General features: G+C 57.8%; 16 protein-coding genes, 2 pseudogenes, 1 riboswitch and 1 other annotated feature. Of the genes and pseudogenes, 9 read left to right on the top strand and 9 right to left on the bottom strand.

All coding sequences use genetic code 11. The features are described from left to right. Nucleotides 1–270 precede the first annotated feature (270 nt). Both BN1800_RS19480 and BN1800_RS19475 read left to right on the top strand, forming a co-directional pair. Nucleotides 271–510 carry a hypothetical protein gene (locus tag BN1800_RS19480; RefSeq protein ID WP_027513886.1) on the top strand — a complete coding sequence of 80 codons (240 nt, stop codon included), beginning with the start codon at nucleotides 271–273 and terminating at the stop codon, nucleotides 508–510. A gap of 257 nt (nucleotides 511–767) precedes the next feature. Next, the gene (locus BN1800_RS19475) at nucleotides 768–977 is read left to right on the top strand and encodes a cold-shock protein (protein ID WP_027513887.1); all 210 of its coding nucleotides are present in this window, start codon (nucleotides 768–770) and stop codon (nucleotides 975–977) included. Nucleotides 978–1,098: 121 nt separating this feature from the next. On the opposite strand, the pseudogene BN1800_RS19470 reads toward BN1800_RS19475, so the two are convergent. Both BN1800_RS19470 and BN1800_RS19465 read right to left on the bottom strand, forming a co-directional pair. After that, nucleotides 1,099–1,464 (bottom strand): annotated as a pseudogene (locus tag BN1800_RS19470) (SPW repeat protein). Further along, on the bottom strand, nucleotides 1,461–1,955 hold the full coding sequence (locus BN1800_RS19465) for a YciE/YciF ferroxidase family protein (protein ID WP_087000271.1): 495 nt from the start codon (nucleotides 1,953–1,955) through the stop codon (nucleotides 1,461–1,463). The pseudogene BN1800_RS19470 and the gene BN1800_RS19465 overlap by 4 nt, the downstream one beginning before the upstream one ends. Nucleotides 1,956–2,334: 379 nt before the next feature. Here BN1800_RS19465 and BN1800_RS19460 point away from each other — a divergent pair, with 379 nt between their 5' ends. Beyond that, a complete protein-coding gene (locus tag BN1800_RS19460) occupies nucleotides 2,335–3,453 on the top strand; it encodes an MBL fold metallo-hydrolase (protein WP_087000269.1) in 1,119 nt (372 codons plus the stop codon). A gap of 113 nt (nucleotides 3,454–3,566) precedes the next feature. Here BN1800_RS19460 and BN1800_RS43950 read toward each other — a convergent pair. From BN1800_RS43950 to BN1800_RS19435, 4 genes and pseudogenes are all read right to left on the bottom strand, one after another. After that, nucleotides 3,567–3,808, bottom strand: a pseudogene (locus tag BN1800_RS43950) (AbrB/MazE/SpoVT family DNA-binding domain-containing protein). 115 nt (nucleotides 3,809–3,923) lie between these two features. After that, complete coding sequence (locus tag BN1800_RS19450) at nucleotides 3,924–4,130, bottom strand: cold-shock protein (protein ID WP_027511051.1); 207 nt, start codon at nucleotides 4,128–4,130, stop codon at nucleotides 3,924–3,926. Nucleotides 4,131–5,051: 921 nt separating this feature from the next. Then, nucleotides 5,052–5,492, bottom strand: a complete 441-nt coding sequence (locus BN1800_RS19440) for a helix-turn-helix domain-containing protein (RefSeq protein ID WP_051336689.1) — start codon at nucleotides 5,490–5,492, stop codon at nucleotides 5,052–5,054. 222 nt (nucleotides 5,493–5,714) lie between these two features. Next, complete coding sequence (locus tag BN1800_RS19435; RefSeq protein WP_027511572.1) at nucleotides 5,715–5,939, bottom strand: hypothetical protein; 225 nt, start codon at nucleotides 5,937–5,939, stop codon at nucleotides 5,715–5,717. A 321-nt stretch (nucleotides 5,940–6,260) separates the two neighbouring features. Here BN1800_RS19435 and BN1800_RS19430 point away from each other — a divergent pair, with 321 nt between their 5' ends. Further along, nucleotides 6,261–6,731 carry an NUDIX hydrolase gene (locus tag BN1800_RS19430; RefSeq protein WP_087000267.1) on the top strand — a complete coding sequence of 157 codons (471 nt, stop codon included), beginning with the start codon at nucleotides 6,261–6,263 and terminating at the stop codon, nucleotides 6,729–6,731. A gap of 533 nt (nucleotides 6,732–7,264) precedes the next feature. Then, nucleotides 7,265–7,320: a sequence feature (sul1 is cis-regulatory element that is thought to sense ions involved in sulfur or methionine metabolism; They are found in Alphaproteobacteria), on the top strand. Nucleotides 7,321–7,387: 67 nt separating this feature from the next. Further along, on the top strand, nucleotides 7,388–8,875 hold the full coding sequence (locus tag BN1800_RS19425; RefSeq protein WP_087000265.1) for a SulP family inorganic anion transporter: 1,488 nt from the start codon (nucleotides 7,388–7,390) through the stop codon (nucleotides 8,873–8,875). 232 nt (nucleotides 8,876–9,107) lie between these two features. On the opposite strand, the gene greA is transcribed toward BN1800_RS19425, so the two are convergent. Together greA and BN1800_RS19415 are read right to left on the bottom strand one after the other, a co-directional pair. After that, on the bottom strand, nucleotides 9,108–9,590 hold the full coding sequence (gene greA, locus BN1800_RS19420; protein WP_027511570.1) for a transcription elongation factor GreA: 483 nt from the start codon (nucleotides 9,588–9,590) through the stop codon (nucleotides 9,108–9,110). Between the two features lie 148 nt (nucleotides 9,591–9,738). Continuing rightward, on the bottom strand, nucleotides 9,739–10,680 hold the full coding sequence (locus BN1800_RS19415) for an MYG1 family protein (RefSeq protein WP_087000302.1): 942 nt from the start codon (nucleotides 10,678–10,680) through the stop codon (nucleotides 9,739–9,741). Nucleotides 10,681–10,914: 234 nt separating this feature from the next. Here BN1800_RS19415 and BN1800_RS19410 point away from each other — a divergent pair, with 234 nt between their 5' ends. The 4 genes from BN1800_RS19410 (at nucleotide 10,915) to BN1800_RS19395 (ending at nucleotide 15,495) form a co-directional block, all read left to right on the top strand. Next, nucleotides 10,915–12,132 carry a metallochaperone AztD gene (locus BN1800_RS19410; protein ID WP_179213828.1) on the top strand — a complete coding sequence of 406 codons (1,218 nt, stop codon included), beginning with the start codon at nucleotides 10,915–10,917 and terminating at the stop codon, nucleotides 12,130–12,132. Between the two features lie 41 nt (nucleotides 12,133–12,173). Continuing rightward, nucleotides 12,174–12,407: riboswitch (cobalamin riboswitch) on the top strand. Between the two features lie 249 nt (nucleotides 12,408–12,656). Then, nucleotides 12,657–13,697 (top strand): ABC transporter substrate-binding protein, encoded by a 1,041-nt coding sequence (locus tag BN1800_RS19405; RefSeq protein ID WP_087000263.1) that lies wholly within the window; start codon nucleotides 12,657–12,659, stop codon nucleotides 13,695–13,697. A gap of 11 nt (nucleotides 13,698–13,708) precedes the next feature. After that, entirely contained in the window at nucleotides 13,709–14,734 is a 1,026-nt protein-coding gene (locus BN1800_RS19400) for a FecCD family ABC transporter permease (protein WP_087000297.1), read from the top strand. Beyond that, the gene (locus BN1800_RS19395) at nucleotides 14,731–15,495 is read left to right on the top strand and encodes an ABC transporter ATP-binding protein (protein WP_087000261.1); all 765 of its coding nucleotides are present in this window, start codon (nucleotides 14,731–14,733) and stop codon (nucleotides 15,493–15,495) included. Before BN1800_RS19400 ends, BN1800_RS19395 begins: the two co-directional genes overlap by 4 nt. Before the next feature lie 672 nt (nucleotides 15,496–16,167). On the opposite strand, the gene repC is transcribed toward BN1800_RS19395, so the two are convergent. Further along, nucleotides 16,168–17,427, bottom strand: a complete 1,260-nt coding sequence (gene repC, locus BN1800_RS19390; RefSeq protein WP_087000259.1) for a plasmid replication protein RepC — start codon at nucleotides 17,425–17,427, stop codon at nucleotides 16,168–16,170. Nucleotides 17,428–17,547: the final 120 nt, after the last annotated feature.

The following is a 17,547-nucleotide window of genomic DNA, read 5'->3' as shown; positions in this document are numbered from 1 at the left end:
GCCTGCTCCCCGTCGGGGTAGATGCGGAATTTGTACGCCATGCGCTCTTTCATCGCAGACGACGCTACCGCGTTCACTTTATGTTCGCAAGCCGCCGACGGCGGAATGATGAACGGTTCCCGGATGTTGCCAGGAAGATGCCGTCCCGACCGCGCCTTACCCTCACCCGAAGGAAAAGGTTTGCGGCGCGAGTGTGATCAAACGGTAAATGAATCGCTTGACTCGATTCACCAATGGGAACATTTAAAGAACGAAATGAGAGGCACAACCATGTCAATTGCAGAGAAGTTCATCATCCTGCCTTATAAGAAGAACCGCGGGAACCTCGTGCCGGGGGAGATGCGCCAGGCTTCAAACGGTCAATCGGCTGAGAAGATTGCTGCCTCGATGGCTGTTCGCTTCGTCGGGGTCGCTGCCTATGCCGTGATGGTCGATGACGAGACTGGCGACATGACGTCGCCCCGCTTGCTTGCAAGGTATGGCGAAATAGCCGAGCTAAACGCTGCTTAGAGGTGATGTTGCTTCCCGAGCTGCGGACCTCTTCGTTTCAGATGAACACGCCCAGCCGTGGTGGGGCCGCTATAGCGCTTCCATGATGGCCTTTATGCAAACACAGTTCTCGCATAGGTGGACGATATCGAACTTGCCTGTTGAGCTTTGTTTTTGGCGCCCTTTGCGTTCAAGGCGATCTTTCCTCTCAAAATCGATCATCCGTCGTCGGCAATGTGGCCGAGCGACTAGTTCTATGCGATTGAAAGGAAATCGTTATGACAAGCGGAATCGTTAAATTTTTTAATTCGGCCAAGGGCTTCGGCTTCATTCAGCCAAGCGATGGATCAACGGACGTTTTCGTCCACATCTCTGCCGTGGAGCGCTCCGGCATGTCTGATCTAAGGGAAGGCCAGAAGGTCACCTTTGACATCGTGCGCGATAGCAAAAGCGGCAAAAATGCCGCCGAGAACCTTCTCGCCGAGTAAGCAACGGGAGATAAGTTCGTATCCACCGGATGCGCAAAGGCCCGCTGCTGTCGCAGTGGGCCTTTTCATTTCAGGACGCCGAATGCCAGCGTCTTTGGTTGTCGGCTAGGGCTGAGCCGCGCTACGCGGACTGTGTCGGCGGGTTCTGATGTATCAACCAGAGTTCCATCGCCGCAAGGACGGCGACGAGAACACCGATAATCAATGCACGGTCATGGCTGTGGTCGCTTGAAGGCCGAGCAGCCAGGGAGAGACGAGAGCCACAGTCCCACGATGAGATTGACCCACTCCTCCCAGACGGCATATGCCGCAAGCGCGGCGATCGAAAACACGACAATGACGATGCCGCTGGCAAATGCGTTCAGCGATTGCGGGCCTGCCGCAAAGGCGAAATCCACGGAGAGACGAACAGGATCGCTCCAAGGATCAGGTTGGCTACGTCGCAGAGCTTGGCGTTTGTCCACTGGTTGCTGCGCGGTTCGGTCAGGCGGCCACCGCGTGCGGGTTTATTTCGCGTTTGGCCAGTTGCGTCAGGAGAAGGTCCGTCTGCTTCTCTTCTTCAAGGCTCGTGTGCAGCGTTTGCTGATCGTCGCGCAGGTTCAACTGCCCGGCGAGAGCCGCAGCCGTACCGTATGCCGCGATCTCGTAATGTTCGAGCCTCTGGGCTGAGGCGATGAGACCCGCGTCACGAAGGTCGTTGCCCTTCAGCATGGTGACCATTTTTTCGGTTTCGCCGATCAGCGCCTGCATGGCCTGGTCGGTATGCGCCGTCGGGTCAGCTCCATGTTTTTGCAGGAGCGACACGAGACGTTCTTTCTGGACCTCTGTTTGTTCGCGGTGGCGGACGAGCGCCTCCTTCAAGGCCGGATGCGACGCCACCTCGGCCATTTGCAGCAACGATTCGGCGAGTTGCGCTTCGGTGCTTACAAGTTCCTGAAGTTCGGCAAGATACATGTCCTTGAAATTGCTGATCTGCATCGCAATGATCCTTTCGCCGGCCCGACTGGATTGTCTTAGCCCTTTAAACCGCATCAGAGGCTGAAGGTTCCGATAAAATTCCGAGGCAGGCGCGCGCACTCCAACATCGTCCAGTCGGAAGCTCGCCCGGCCCCAAATTGAGATCGAGGCGAACCGCTTCAGAGAACGCTCCGCTGCATGCCTGCAATCTCATCAGGGAACTTTTCTTAATGGATGCGGTTACGGATATCACCGAGAGAATGCCGCCTCGTCGCCCCGCTAACCGACAGCGGACTCCGCGAGGTGACGGACCAAGTCAGGTACCCGTCTCCGAATTGCTGGGTCCGTCCGTCCCGCCGGGTTCGGAGCCTTTCGGGTCGATGTTGCCGGTTTCAAAGCCATGGGCAGCGTCGAGACGAAAGTCATAAATCAGACGACGCCGAGGCTACCGAGTTCGCAAACGCTAAAGCAAGGTGCGTGCGGGAGACACGCACGCGAGCAACGAGGTCAAGATGAAGTTACGAAGTTGGTCCTGATGGTGCAGCCGCGTTTGGTGAATGACGTGTTCGGCGATCCCGGGCTGCTGCTCGACTTCAGCTTCGGGAAGCGTGCCCTTCTTTTTGATCTCGGTGATCTCACCAGCCTGTCAACTCGAGAAATCTTGCGCGTGCAGCACGTCTTCGTCTCACATATGCACATGGATCATTTTATTGGCTTCGACCATCTTCTACGCCTGTTTCTGCATCGCGACGCCGCTTTGACGATCTTCGGACCACTAGGCATCATCGATGCCGTCCAAGCCAAGCTTCGGGCCTATACTTGGAACCTCCTCGACGAAACTTCGCCCGATTTCATCATCCGCGCCGTCGAGTGGAACGCAGGCAATGCCGTCAAACAGCAAAGCTTCAAGTCACGTTGGCGTTTCGCGCCCGGCATTCCCTCCGATCTGCCAATCTCCTCGCACATTCTTTACGACGAGCCTAACTTTCACGTCGAAGCGGCGCGTCTAGATCACGGAATTCCATCCCTTGCCTTCGCGTTTCAGGAACGGCTCCGTGTCAATGTTCATAAGGTAGACTTGGAAAGGTGCCGGCTGCCCGTCGGGCCATGGCTGACGGAGGCCAAGCGGCTGGTGCGTGGGCGCGCTGATCCTCAAACGGCCATCTCCATTGACGGCGAACGGCAAGTTATCCTGTCAGATTTGCTAGCCTCTGGAGCGCTTGTCACGGCGCCCGGAATGCGGGTCGTCTATGCCACCGACTTTGCCTTCACACCGGCGAATGTGAATAAAATCGCAAGGCTTGCAAGAAACGCGGACTATCTCTTCATCGAAAGCGTCTTTCTTGAACAGGACATGCGCCTCGCGGAGTCCAAACGGCATTTGACAGCCCGCCAGGCTGGGCAGATCGCTGCTGCCGCAAAAGCGGCACGCCGGATCCCGATGCATTTTTCTCCGCGCTATCTCGGGCGCGAAGCGGAGCTACAAGCAGAGTTCGAGACAGCAGCCAGAGGCGAGTGAACGAGCCCGGACGCTCCCCGTCTCTCTCACCGCTTCAAGTCGTGCAATCGACCAATCCACCCACTCCGGGCCATCGGTGGCAACGTCTCAGAGGATATTGGTATCGATGAGGGTCAAGCGTCGCCACGTGTCAAGGCCATGATGGCGTCGGTGCCCGGGCACCTTACCCCATGGCTGCGCAACTGCGCAAACCGGCTTACAGGCTGCTTCTTGTCCGCTCGCACCACGACAATGCTGCCATCGGCGGCAGAGCGGAAATCAACCTTACTTCCGGGAACGAGCCGCAGCAGATCGCGGACAGGTTTCGGAACTTGCCCTTTGTTGTCACTGTCGTCGTATTGCGTTCCTCGGTAATGCCCGATGTTCGCAAGGTGTTACTCTGCCAGAGCGAAACCAACAAGGTGCCCAAGACATTGGCAACGAAAGGGCCGGGCGAACCCGGCCTTCCGGCTGTCGCATCGAAATCAGGCTCAAGCCTGCAGATTGTCCGCCGACATCTTGCCGGACTTGCGATCCTTCACCAGCTCATAGGTAATCTTCTGGCCGTCGTTCAGGCCACGCATGCCAGCCCGCTCGACCGCAGAAATGTGGACGAAGACGTCAGCGCTTCCGTCGTCCGGCTGGATGAAACCAAAGCCCTTCGTTGCATTGAACCATTTTACCGTACCGGTCGCCATATCGTCTTCCTTTGATCATTTAACCCTGCCGCACTTTCGTCCGGCAAATCGCATTTTGCGCCGACATAAATAGACGTTTCTGAATATGAGGCAAAGGCAAAATCCGGGTGGCGGCGTAGCGACAATGCTCACGACGCCCTTTTTATCCAGCCTCCCCCCATTTCAGGCGCATCAGCGCCATCAGCATTCGTCCGAGTGAAAACGCGCCACGCCGCGCCTTGGCTGTCCGATCCCCCAAATGGCCGCCGGCAGAGTTTATAGCCGAATTGTCTCACGAATGTGCAACCTAAGCGAAAAAGCACGTGCAACCAAAATGAGCATGGCCGTTATGGCCTTGAATAGACCTAAGACGGCGTCTTGCCGTAAATTCCGGTAAGGCAGCCGCGAAACGTATCCAGGGATGCGAGGGAACAGAATTTCTTCGGCTCGAGTCCGTCAGTATCAGCCGCGCAACAGCGGAAATTTGCTAATGAAATTCAACGAGGCAGATCGACGTCGAGGCCACTTACCGGGGTCAGCCACATTGCCGATGCTGGCAGTCCGGACACAGCTCGAACGTCTCGCTTAGCTCGCCGGTCCCCGTTTTGACGAGATCTCCACGTGCAAGGTTCTCACTGGTCAATCCTCCTCAGTTCGAAGCGGATGTCTCAACCAGCACGCTCACGGACAACGTTCCGGGCGGAAACATCACCAGTGGATATTTACCGGCCGTTATCCTTACGATTTCATTGAGGTGGCGCGACTCACCGACAGCAATCAACGTTGTCAGGCCGTGGGACCCCTACTGCGGCAAAAGAGACCCGGTGCGGCCGCAGGAAGCTGCCGCCGGGTCTCTGTCGCTGCGACGGCGGCCTGGCGGGTGCCTATGCAGCCGGCAATTAGCATCACCTCACGAGCGATCGAGGCGGTATGGGCGGCTCGTCATTCGTCGAGCTCGAGATCCTCATCGTCACCGCTTCCGGCCGCCGCCTGCAACAAGGCAACGATGCTGGCTTGAAGCTTTGGCGACGCGCGCTGGAAAACGCCAAGAAGCTTCTGTCCCCGCTTTGTCATCGCGAGATCGACCTGCCGTTCAAGCGCCTGATTTGGCGCGACGTCCGCTTTTCCTACGTCGTCGAAGAAAAACGTAATGGGCAGGCCAAAGATCAACGAGATGTTATGCAGTGTCGCAGCACTGATCCGGTTCGACCCTTTTTCGTATTTTTGGATTTGTTGGAAAGTCACCCCGAGCTGTTCCGCAACTATCGTCTGAGACAAGCCCGCATTAGCACGTGCGAGCCTGAGACGAGCTCCGATCACCGCATCCACGTCCGTTGTTCTGCGCGGATTGTGGGCCAGATGTACAGTATTCACGTTTTCCATATCGCTTCGTCGTTCCTTTCGGGGCTGTGCTTGCAAAGGACGGCGTTACATCGGTCTCAACCACGCAACACCGGATTAATCCTGAAGGCAAACGCGACACCAACACCCCGCAGAGTACCCAGTTCGTTAACCGCACGCGAGGCACTGATAAAGCACGACCGTCGTCCAAGCCAGCATATTGGCACCAAACGCGGATCCTAGTCCACTAGGCCCACTTTCCCATCAGTTGCTATTGGCTGCGATCCAGCGACGTGTCGGCTTGGTTGCCAGATAAACAATATAGCTTTCTGCTGCATCAGCGAGATGGAGAGCCACCTCCTCCTCGCGCCATCCTGCCGCCACGGCGCAGCGCACGACATCGGTAAGGGCTTCATAGCAGATCGCATCACAATCGCGCGAGCGTTCGAGCTGTTCGACACTGTATTGAGGAGGCCTGATGTTCGTCATGGCATCACCTTGTCACAGCCAATCAATCTTGCAAGCCCAAGGTGGCGTTAAGCTTAGCCGGTAAGGTTAAAGCGCAGGCGGGCGGCGCGATGCATCCGATGTTATCATCGGTGCGTTTCGGCAAGTTCATGATGCCATTGGAATGAGATGACCACGCGCATTATCGTGGCTGCCTGAGGAGACCAGTTGGACGACCTTACGAAGCGGAGCGGGAACATCGCCGCCGTTTTCGCAAAGGAGGAGCACACATTGGAACCTGTTGGGCAAGATCGGATTGAGGTTGCCATGGAGATGAGGCGGCAGCACAGCTAGGAGGCCAGGATGGCAAAGCGCAGTGCCGGTTTGTTAATATACCGCCAGGTCGATGGCCATCATGAAGTCTTGCTGGTTCATCCGGGAGGACCGTTCTGGATCAAGAAGGACGACGGCGCCTGGTCGATACCGAAGGGTCTGATTAATGAGGGAGAAGATGAGTTGATGGCAGCTCGGCGCGAGGTCAAGGAAGAGCTCGGTGTGGACATCGATGGATGCTTCGCTCGTCTCGGAGAGTACAAACAGCCTGGCGGCAAAATCGTGATCGCCTGGGCGGTCGAGGCCGACGTCTGCATCGATGTGAAAACAATCACCAGCAACACATTCCACATCGAATGGCCACCCAGATCGGGAACCATGAGGTCGTTTCCGGAAGTGGACAGGGCGAACTGGTTTTCGCTGCCGCAGGCCGAGCAGAAGATACTCAAAAACCAGCGGGCTATCCTCACTGATTTCTCACTGAGGCCAGATCCAAGATGATTTTCACCGGCGGCCGTCAAACGGCGCCCGGCGAAGCGGTGGAATTTACCTTGACCCAAGGCCGCCCGACCGGACGTGCCGAATGAGCGGCCATGATGTATGCTGAGGCCGTTGGTGTTTCAGGATTGTATGGTTTCGGACGCAACCATCGCGTTTCTTGGAATGCTAGACACGGATCGTGCAGCAGGGCAAGCTCATCCCATTGCCCCCTTTCATCTGCTGCGATCGCCTCACGTGCCTGCGCGAACAAGATCCAACCGCGGCCGATCCGGAAAGCGATGCCGCTGGCCTTCCCAACTCGAAATTCCGGCTTGGCAGATCATCCGGCACAGAACCGGTTTCAAGCCGGGCCGACCAGCGACGCAGATAGCCAGGTGTCGTCGCGGCGATAAGCGACATCCCCATCAGGTCGTGTTCCTCGAATTTCTCGTTGAAGCCCCGCTCAGTACGGCAACGTCAAACTTCCGAGAAGCACGGCTTCGCTGGCAGCATATTGCAAGGCAGCACGACTTCTGGCTATACGGGAGCATTCGCACGGACCCGGTGAAACTCCGGGTGGCTCTTCTGGCCGCCTATCCGCCAGACAACGCAACAACATCCTGATGTTGAACCGGCCCATATCGTCCGGTTAGTCCTGAACTTTTGCGGAATTCTCAATGAAAAGTCTCTCTTTTTACCGCCAGGAATGGTTCTCCAACATTCGCGGCGATATTCTTTCCGGCATCGTCGTCGCCCTGGCGCTCATCCCGGAAGCGATCGGTTTCTCTGTGATCGCAGGCGTTGATCCCAAAGTCGGCTTGTTCGCCTCCTTTGCAATCGCGTGTGTCTGTGCGTTTACGGGCGGTCGTCCGGGCATGATCTCCGCCGCGACAGCCGCCACCGCAGTCGTGATGGTGTCGCTGGTGAAAGAACATGGCATCCAATACCTCTTTGCCGCAACCATGCTCATGGGCGTACTCCAGATCATCGCAGGATTTCTGCAGCTCGGCCGTCTGATGCGGTTCGTGTCGCGCTCGGTCATCACTGGCTTCGTGAATGCCCTGGCTATCCTGATCTTCATGGCCCAGCTTCCAGAGCTGATCAACGTGCCCGTTCAGACTTATTGGATGATCGCTGCCGGACTCGCCATCATTTATCTATTTCCTCGTCTCACCAAAGCAATTCCCTCGCCGCTGGTGGCTATCGTCGCACTGACCGTTGCCGCTTGGTGGACCGGCATGGATCTGCGGACCGTCGGCGACCTTGGCGAACTGCCATCCTCATTTCCGACCCTCGCACTGCCGCAAGTGCCGTTTGCGCTGGAGACACTGCAGGTCATCCTGCCATACTCGATCACGCTCGCAGCCGTCGGGCTCCTCGAATCACTGTTGACGGCGCAGATCGTCGACGACATGACCGATACGGCCAGCAACAAGAGCCAGGAATGCATTGGACAGGGTACGGGCAACATCGCGTCCGCCCTGATCGGAGGCATGGGCGGTTGCGCGATGATCGGCCAATCGGTGATCAACGTCAGTTCGGGCGGTCGCGGAAGGCTCTCAACTTTCGTCGCCGGGGCATTTCTGCTCTTCTTGATCCTTGTGCTCGACGACCTCGTTAGGATCATTCCCATGGCGGCATTGGTGGCTGTGATGATCATGGTGTCTATCGGCACGTTCTCCTGGCGTTCAATCCTCGACCTGCGTCGCAATCCGCTCCCGTCGTCCGTTGTTATGCTGGTGACCGTTGTCACGGTGGTGTCCACCCAAGACCTCGCAAAAGGCGTCGTCTTGGGTGCGCTCCTGTCGGGTGTCTTCTTTGCTGGGAAGGTCGCAAGGATGTTTCGGGTTACCAAGACCACTAGCATGGACGGGCAGGAACGAACCTATGCTGTGGATGGACAGATATTCTTCGCATCCACCGAAAGCTTCGTTGCAGCCTTCGACTTCACCGATTCGGTGCGCAAGGTCGTCATCGACGTCAGTCTTGCCCACCTCTGGGATATCACCTCAGTGGCGGCGCTCGACAAGGTGGTCCTCAGGTATCGTCGAAGTGGCGTCGATGTTTCCGTCGTAGGTTTCAATCAGGCAAGCGCGACCATGGTCGACCGCTTTGCTATCCACGACAAGGCAGATGCGAGACCGGCCGCCCTCACTCCGTATTAAAACATGGGATGGCGCAGGTCTGCGGCCAGCGTTCCAATGCCGGTGGCATGTCAACCTTGGCTGATTGCATGGCACACCAACCAATCGAATATCGACCTTGGGCCGACTGGAGAAGGTGCGCGAGCATGCCTCCGCGACGAGAGAATGATCGATGCCCGACATCTCATATGGCCAGAAGCTGTTCGAGAAACGCTTGCAGAGCCGTCGCGTTCGCAGCGGCGAGATGTGCGCTCTAAGAAATCGCAATGATCTCGAGTTCTTGATCGCCCACGCTGACGATATCCCCAACCGCTTTGCCCCTGAGTGTCCCTGCGACCGGCGATACGAAGGACATCGATCCGGCCTTGGGATCCGCTTCGTCCTCTCCCACGATGCGATAGGTCTGGACGCGCCCGTCGTCACGGCTGAAGGTCACCGTGCTCCCAAAGGCAACCGTATCTGTTGAAGCCGGGTCGGGGACAAGTTGAGCCGTGCGAACTCTTTCCGAAAAGTAGCGCAGATCACGCAATGGGTTGGCTGATTGCCGTCGCCGTTCATTCACGTCTTCGATCGTGCTTGCGCCATCGTAGGCCTCGCGAGCTTGTTGAAGCTGCAACTCAAGAGCCCTCAACCCCGCTTCCGTAACAAGGTTCGGATGCGGTGAAATCGGACGGTCTGGCAAGAGGGTTTCCGAAGCCGTTTCGAAACTCTCTTCCTTGGTGAAAGCAACGGCCAATCTTGAACTCCGTCTAAGTGCGATGGGCTCTTGCAGCGCATGGGGCGATTGCCCACGGTGGTCGAAACATAGCATACACCGACAATGATCGGACCGCCAATCTTACCCATCGCTTTCCGGGCGTCCAAGCGACTAAAACGGCTCCGCTTTAGACGACTATCGATTTCTGCCCGATGGTAGCATCCTTTACCGCCAACTCCGCCATGGCGAGTGCGGCCTCACGGGTCTTGGCGGCGGCGATGAAGCGGCCGTTATGGCAAAAACTCGCACCATCGACGCCGCAAGCCGCCTCCAGATCACCGTTCGTCAGCCCAGCCCAGGCTGCAGGCAGATTTGCGCGCAGCTCAAAGCCTTCGTCCTCGCGTCGGATGCCCGTCAGGCACCAATCCTTTTCGCGCGGGTGAACGACAAACAGCAGGTGATCGGCGCCTGCCTTCATGATCGCGGGACGGAAGGGCATTCCCACTGGAAGTTCCAGAATGCGTCCTTGGCCCGTATTCTCGATTGCCTGATGGACAAGCGCCTCTGCCCGCAATTTTGCAGCACTTTGGGCTATCCTTGCCTCCACGAAACTCCGGGCGATGGCCAGCGCGGAGTGGAATCCGCGGTCTTCCGCCTCCGGGTCTGTCTCATCGAAAACGGGTTTCAAGGTTTCCAGCAACGCGGGCAGCGTCAACCCTGCCAGTGGTCCCGCAACGGATGGACTAACCGCGCCATTGTCCACCAGATCGACCGGCAGCACGAAGCTGGCATCGAAAGAGGCATGTATGGTCTCGATATGCGCTTCGGGAAGGCCCGAGGCATTAAGATAGTCACGGCCATAATGCTTCCAGATCAATCCGAACGAACTATACGGTCGGCCGTCCTCGCGCACCGGCGCGCCACGCTGATGGTGGTCGAAGATCTGCGCTGCTGCGTCATACGCGCCGCCCACATCGTAGATGATGCGGTCCACGCCGGGCGTGATCCATTCCGGCGCCCTGCTGCGGATGAGACGGGCCTGCGGGAAGAGCCGGGTCAGGATGACGCTGGACATTAGTTCGTCGGCATGGAAGCCACCGGAATGGGTGACGAGGAAACCTGGGATCATGCCGGAATATACCTTTTTGTTGCTTGGAGAGTCCGCTTGAAGCTGGCACCAGATAGTCATTGTTGGATGCCATCTCAACCGCATTCGCTCATTTGAATGCGTTGATGAGTTCATTTGAGAACCGCATCGGACCGTCTGGCTTCAGGAGCTTCCTGATTTCAGCTTCGGAGGCTGGACACTTTTTCAAAACATCCCTATTAACGTAATGTTATTACATATCAACGGAGATTTTCCATGATGCCCAGATTGACGATGGCCGGAGGGTTTGCAGTAGCAAGTATCCTGATGAACCCGGCTTTTGCTGAAGAGGAAAAGCAGACGTGGCGCTTGTTCGTCGCCGATCATACGGCTCCCATAGCGCGGTCATTCGACCTCATGACAGGAGAACGGATCGGCGAGTTTCGGTTGAAGGGCTATGCGGCACTTGCAGCCAGCAGTTCTGGCCAGACCATCTTCGCCATCCAATCGGAGGCCGATACCGTCGAAATGATCAAATCCGGTGTGGCGCTTTCTGATCATGGCGAGCATCGCGATCTGGAAACGTCCGAAGCTGCGCTGCTGCCAACCGCACTCGACGGAAAACGGCCGGTTCACGCCGTCATGCGTGGCGACGACGTGGTATTGTTCTACGACCGCGAAGGCAAAGCCAAGCTCGTTTCCGAAGAAGGCATCCTCGAAGGCAAGCCGTCCGAAAAGCTCATAGACGCGACGGCACCTCACCATGGTGTCGCCGTGCCCATGGGGCGGAATATGCTCGTCTCGGTTCCGGATACCACCCAGGAAACCAAAGCGGATGAACTGCCGCCACGGCTGGGATTGCGTGTTCTGGATGAAAGCGGTGCACAGGTCGGCGACGTCGCACCCTGCACGGCGCTGCACGGAGAAGCCTTCTCCGCAAAGCTCGTTGCCTTCGGCTGCGAGGAAGGTGTCCTGATTGCGCGTCCCGGCAAAGAGCAGACCGTGCAACTTAAGATGCTGGAATATGGCGACAAGCTGCCGAAGGGAAAAGTGACGACCTTGCTTGGCAGCAAGGCGATGCAATTCTTCCTGGGAAACTATGGCGAGGACAAGATTGTGCTGATCGATCCAGACAGCACCGAACCCTACCGCCTAGTAGACCTGCCGACCCGGCGCATCGATTTCGCGCTCGATCCTGCGCGGGTTAAGAACGCCTATGTGTTGACCGAAGACGGGCAACTGCATCTCGTCGACATCCTGAGCGGCGAAATCACGACATCGACAACCGTTACCGAGCCATACAGCAAGGATGGGCACTGGCGCGATCCGCGCCCCAGGCGTGCGGTAGCTGGCGATCAGATCGCTATCAGTGATCCTCGCCATAGCCTCGTCCGGATCATCGATATTGCGACCATGAAAAAGGTTCGAGCCATTCCGGTTGAGGGTCAGCCATTCAGCGTCGTCGCCGTCGGCGGATCGGGCGCCGTCCATTAATCGCTTTTGCCTTGGCGCAGCTTGACGCGGCCGTCGCGCTCGGCATAACTGAGCGGGACGGTTCCCCGAGGAAGACTCCAAGGGGATTAATAGGGAACACGGTGCGGACGACCCAGAAGGGACCAAGACCGTGGCTGCCCCCGCAACTGTAAGCGGATTGCCGATCATCCTCGTGGCGCCAAGCGCCATGCCACTGTGGGCTCGTTCCCATGGGAAGGCAGATGGTCCGGCGCATATCCGCGAGCCAGGAGACCTGCCGTCAAAGAGAGATCCAATTGAACGGGCGGGGTTGCCCGGAACAGGAGACGAGATGATTTCTTTTGACGCCGCCATCAGGCGCAGGCCCTTCCGCACAAGACGGAACGGATCGCTCTTTTCAATACAACGCAATCGCTAAGACGGACACCAGTCATTCCGGCGGCACGCCCGCAGACATGGCCGGTGAACACCTACGCGTTTCCCATCAGCATCGGAGCGATCGCGGCACCGCGCCGACGCCTCCCCAATTCTTCGTGAGCATTTCCATGTCAAACAATTTAGACTTTCGGCGATATCTACTGCACTTCGCTTTTGCGGCACTGGCGGTCTGCGGTATTTCTGCGTCCGCTTTCGCCGCGCCCACCGCCTACCCTTTGACGATTACAAATTGCGGACGATCCGTCACTTTTGAGAAAGCACCGGAGAGAGTGGTATCGGTCGGGCAAGCGATGACCGAAATCCTGTTATCGCTCGGCCTTGCGGATCGCATCACCGGCACGGCGGTCTGGTTCAGCCCCGTGCTGAAGCCGTTCGAAGCCGAAAACAACAAGATCAAGCGTCTTGCCGACAATGATCCGAGCTTTGAGTCGGTGGTCGAAACCGATCCTGAACTTGTTACTGCCGAGTTCGAGTGGCATGTCGGCCCGAGCGGTTCCGTCGGAACCTACGACCAGTTCTCGAAGGTTGGAATCAACAGCTATGTCGCGCCGGCCGATTGCGCGGCCAAGGACAATGCCACCGGCGGCGATGGCGTCCGCAAGGAGATGCTGAAGACGGAGGTGATCTATCGGGAGATCGCCGAGCTGGCCGCGATCTTTAACGTTCAGGACCGCGGCGAGGCGCTGATCGCAAGGCTGAAGGAACGCGAGGCAAAAGCGATCGCCTCCGTTGCCCGTGTCAAGGTTAAGGACATTCCCGTCATCTTCTGGTTCTCCAGCAAAGAAATCAACGGCGAAGCCTTCATGGCCGGCCGCAACGGAGCGCCGGCCTATATTATGCAAGCCCTTGGGGCGAAGAATGTGATCACCACCAACGAGGAATGGCCGTTGGTCGGCTGGGAAACAGTCGCAGGCCTCGATCCTGCGATCATCGTCATCGCCGGCATGGATCGGCGCCGCTATGCCGCCGACGATCCGGCCGTCAAGCTGGAGTTTCTTAAAACCGATCCTGTCGCAAGCAAGATCGACGCCGTTGAAAGAAAGCACCTCGTCGTGATGGACTCGCAAGCAATGAGCCCGTCGATCCGCCTTGTCGACGGGATCGAGACGCTCGCGGAAGCCATTCGGCAGTTTGGACTGGTTCAGTGACCACCGGCGCCATGCAACGCAACGGGCGGGGCGGCTTTGCCGCCTTGTTCCTGCTATCGCTAGCTGCTCTGATGCTGGCGATAAGCCTCGCCGTGTCGATCGGCGAAATCGTCATTCCGTTGCAGACGATTGCGGAAGCGATTGCCAATCGCATCTTCGGTGCCTCCTTCGCGATCAAGCCGGTTCATGAAGGTGTCATCTGGGACTATCGACTGAGCCGTGCCCTGGTCGCTGCAAGCTCCGGCGCGGCTCTTGCCGTAACGGGCTCCATTCTGCAGGCCCTGCTCCGCAATCCGCTTGCCGAACCTTATGTGCTTGGCATTTCGGCGGGTGCCTCGACCGGCGCGGTCGCCGTTATGATCCTCAACCTCGGCTCAGGCGTACTGACGCTTTCGGCCGGTGCCTTTCTCGGTGCAGTGGCAGCCTTCGGTCTCGTCTCCCTTTTGGCCGCAGGCGCAGGAGGCGGCACCGATCGGATCATCCTGGCAGGTGTAGCCGGTTCGCAGCTCTTCAATGCGCTGACATCCTACATTGTCACGACCTCGGCCAACGCCGAGCAGGCAAGGGGTGTGATGTTCTGGCTGCTCGGCAGTCTCGGCGGCGTGCGCTGGCCGGACGTTTTTCTCGTGGCCCCCGTCGCCGGCGGCGGCTTTGTCATCTGCATGTTTCATGCGCGTGCGCTCGACGCTTTCACTTTCGGAACGGATTCTGCCGCAGCGCTCGGCATTCCGGTCAATCGCGTGCGCCTCATCCTCGTTGGGCTGACGGCCGTGATGACCGCTGCCGTTGTCAGCATCGTCGGCTCAATCGGCTTCGTCGGCCTCGTTATTCCGCACGCGGCCCGGTTTCTGGTCGGCCCCGCGCACCGGCGGATACTGCCGGCAACAGCGTTGATCGGCGCGATCTTCATGGTGCTTGCCGATATCGTCTCGCGCACGATCATCCCGCAGCAGGTGCTTCCGATCGGCGTAGTCACTGCGCTTTTCGGTGCTCCTGCCTTCGCCTTCATCCTCTACAAGGCAAGGAGGCCGGTATGAGCATATCGATCCAGAATGTCTGCTGGTCCGCCGGCGACACAATGATCGTCGACGGCGTGAGCCTTAATGTCGCGGCAGGCAAGACGCTTGGTCTGCTCGGGCCCAATGGCTCAGGCAAGTCAAGCCTGTTGCGTCTCATCTGCCGGCTGCGGCAGGTCAAAAGCGGCGTCATCAAACTTGGCGAGAGCGATATCAGCACGATGGCGCGTCCCGAGATTGCCCGGCGTCTCGCGCTGGTCGAACAGCAAGCGACAACCGATGCGGAAATCACGGTGAAGGATGTTGTCCGCTTAGGGCGAACGCCGCATCGGGGGCCCCTCTCCCCGTGGGATGCGAGGCACGAGGCCGCCGTCAATGCTGCACTGGGACAGGTCGGCATGACCAGCAAGGCCACGCAGCTATGGCGGACGCTGTCAGGTGGCGAGCGCCAGCGCACGCACATCGCTCGCGCGCTTGCGCAAACGCCGACGGAACTGCTGCTCGACGAACCGACCAATCATCTCGATATTCAGCATCAGTTGGAGCTGCTGGATCTCGTCACGAGACTGCCGGTCACCAGCGTCATCGCATTGCATGATCTCAATCTGGCGGCAATGTTCTGCGACAGCCTGGCCGTCCTGCAGGGTGGTCGTGTGGTCGCCGTCGGTCCGCCCGAGACGGTTCTCACTGAGACGCTTGTTCGCGATGTATTCGGAGTTCGGGCTCGCATTGAAAAGTCCGCGGTGCACGGCCGGCATCACATTCAGTATTTTGTCGGTTAGGAACGTCTGACTTCAAATCAGACATCAGCGAGTAGTGGCCGCGCGAAGAGGAGCCGTTGGGTCGATTTATGGCAACGAGCCGGAAGACTCGGGGCACTCGCCAGGCTGGTGCTGCCGCGTCCCCTCTCAGGTTTTGCCGGAAGCGTGTCAACACGTTGCTGTTTTGCGGTTCTCCGCAATTCAACGAGACCTTTCCTTGACCAAATGCCCCTGTTTCTCTATCATGATGACATGATTTCCGGGAGGTCAGATCAAATTTATCGGATCTCTAACAGTTTGTTATCATAGACCATTCGACGTCTAACGGAAATAATCTCCCTCTTCCTTTCAGTCACTGCAGATGGGTCGTTTACAGGCCGCGTAAGGTAGCATATCGCGGCATTGAACCGGTGATGCGCGTCCTGAGGGTTCCTTGCTTACCAAAGCCACTAACTTCGATCCGATCTTGAGCGCTCGCGGTACGCACGCGATGTGAGTCACAAAAAACCCATGACACAGCAAGCGTCCGTGTATGTCGGAGGACTGATCTGTTCCATTGAACCGGCCATAGTTCCTCCAGACAACGATGTCTTGCCGGAGTTTGACAATCGGCCAGTTCGTGGCGGGTGGCCTAGGAATGCTGTACCGTTAATGTTTCGGGGGCTGGCTAGTGGCGAGTTTACTGCAGTCAACTCAGTGCGGGGCATCATGTTCCCTTGCCCTTGCCAGGGCCGATAACATCGATCCGATCGCAAACTCGCCACGTTGGGCACGCCGTGTCAGGTCGCGTAAGTAGCCCCCGGCTGAATTGATCGTCCCAGCCCGTTCTAAAATACAGGCGAGAACGGCCGACGCTATTTGCGGGCCCATGACGCGGTAGGCGTTCTTGTAGGCGGAAGGACTGATCTGCAACATTGAGCTGACGACAGTTCCCGCGGCAATGAGGTCCTGCCAGGATCCGACAGTTCCGGCAGGACCGTAATTGCGCACCTCCGGGCATGCCTGCAGGACGAGGGAGAGTGGAAATATCGTGGATGCCGCGTTGGTTCCTGTTGCGTAGCGGGTGAGTTCAGTGCGGCTGACGTTTGCGGAGTTGGCCAACGGCGAGTTTACTGCGGTCAACTCAGGGACGTTTGTTTCGACAGCAGCTTCAGAATCAAGATTAGATTCAGATTCTGTTATCTGTATGTGCCGCTCATTTTGTGAGTCATTGCCGCTCAAAGTTTGAGTTTTAATCTGTAATTCCAGTCGCTTGAGGATTTTATCCCGCAACGTTTCCAGAAGATGCAAGGTGGATGCAATCGCATGGGGGGCCGCGGCACGGGGTAATTGGTTCAGGATATCGTGAAAGCGGCCGTTGACCGCTTGCCAGTCTCCCGGAAGCTCTTCGCTGATCGCTGCGTGGACAAGCTTTGAGATGTCGCGGCGGGTGAGCGTGAGCCGTTCCTTGAGTGTTTGGATGTAGAGACGGTCGGCGGCGACTTTTGCTGCCAGGCGTTCGATTTCTGCGGCGCGGGCAAGCAGGGGCGCGAGCGAGAATCCGTAAGCGTCGTTGATCTCGCCATTGCGGGTCTTACGAGCGTAGCGCTTTCCGTTGGGACTGTCCTTGCGGATCACGAGACCGGCAGCGACGAGTGCCGCCATATGCCGGCGGATCGTCTGCTCGGCCATCCCGTGGCAGCGGAGTGAAAGCTGCGCGTTGGAGGGGAACACTACGAGATTTTCACCCGCAGCAAGCTCGCTTTTTGGGTAGAAGCTCAAAAGCGCGTTCAATACCGTAAGGGCCCTGTCGGATATATCGAGCAGGGGCTTGGCTTCACAAAGCGCGCGATAGATTTTCCATTTATCGGTTGAGGCGCCTGCCTCGATTTTTTGGCTGTTGACTTGACTTGCGAGCATGCCAAGTGTCATCGGCCGCCGCCCAAAAGGCGTCGTCACACTTCCGCTTTCCATTTTCTTCGCCTTCTTCAAGGCAAAAGATATCAGCTCACCGAAAATAGGTGCCGGAGACTCTTGACTATGTTGTGCGGAAATGTGATTCTCTGGGTGTCTAGATCAGAGAGGGCTTCCGCT

It is taken from the genome of Rhizobium sullae, from assembly GCF_900169785.1.
Taxonomy (GTDB): domain Bacteria; phylum Pseudomonadota; class Alphaproteobacteria; order Rhizobiales; family Rhizobiaceae; genus Rhizobium; species Rhizobium sullae.
Note: the sequence above shows the minus strand (reverse complement) of the source record. Positions and strands in the feature narration are given on the sequence as shown.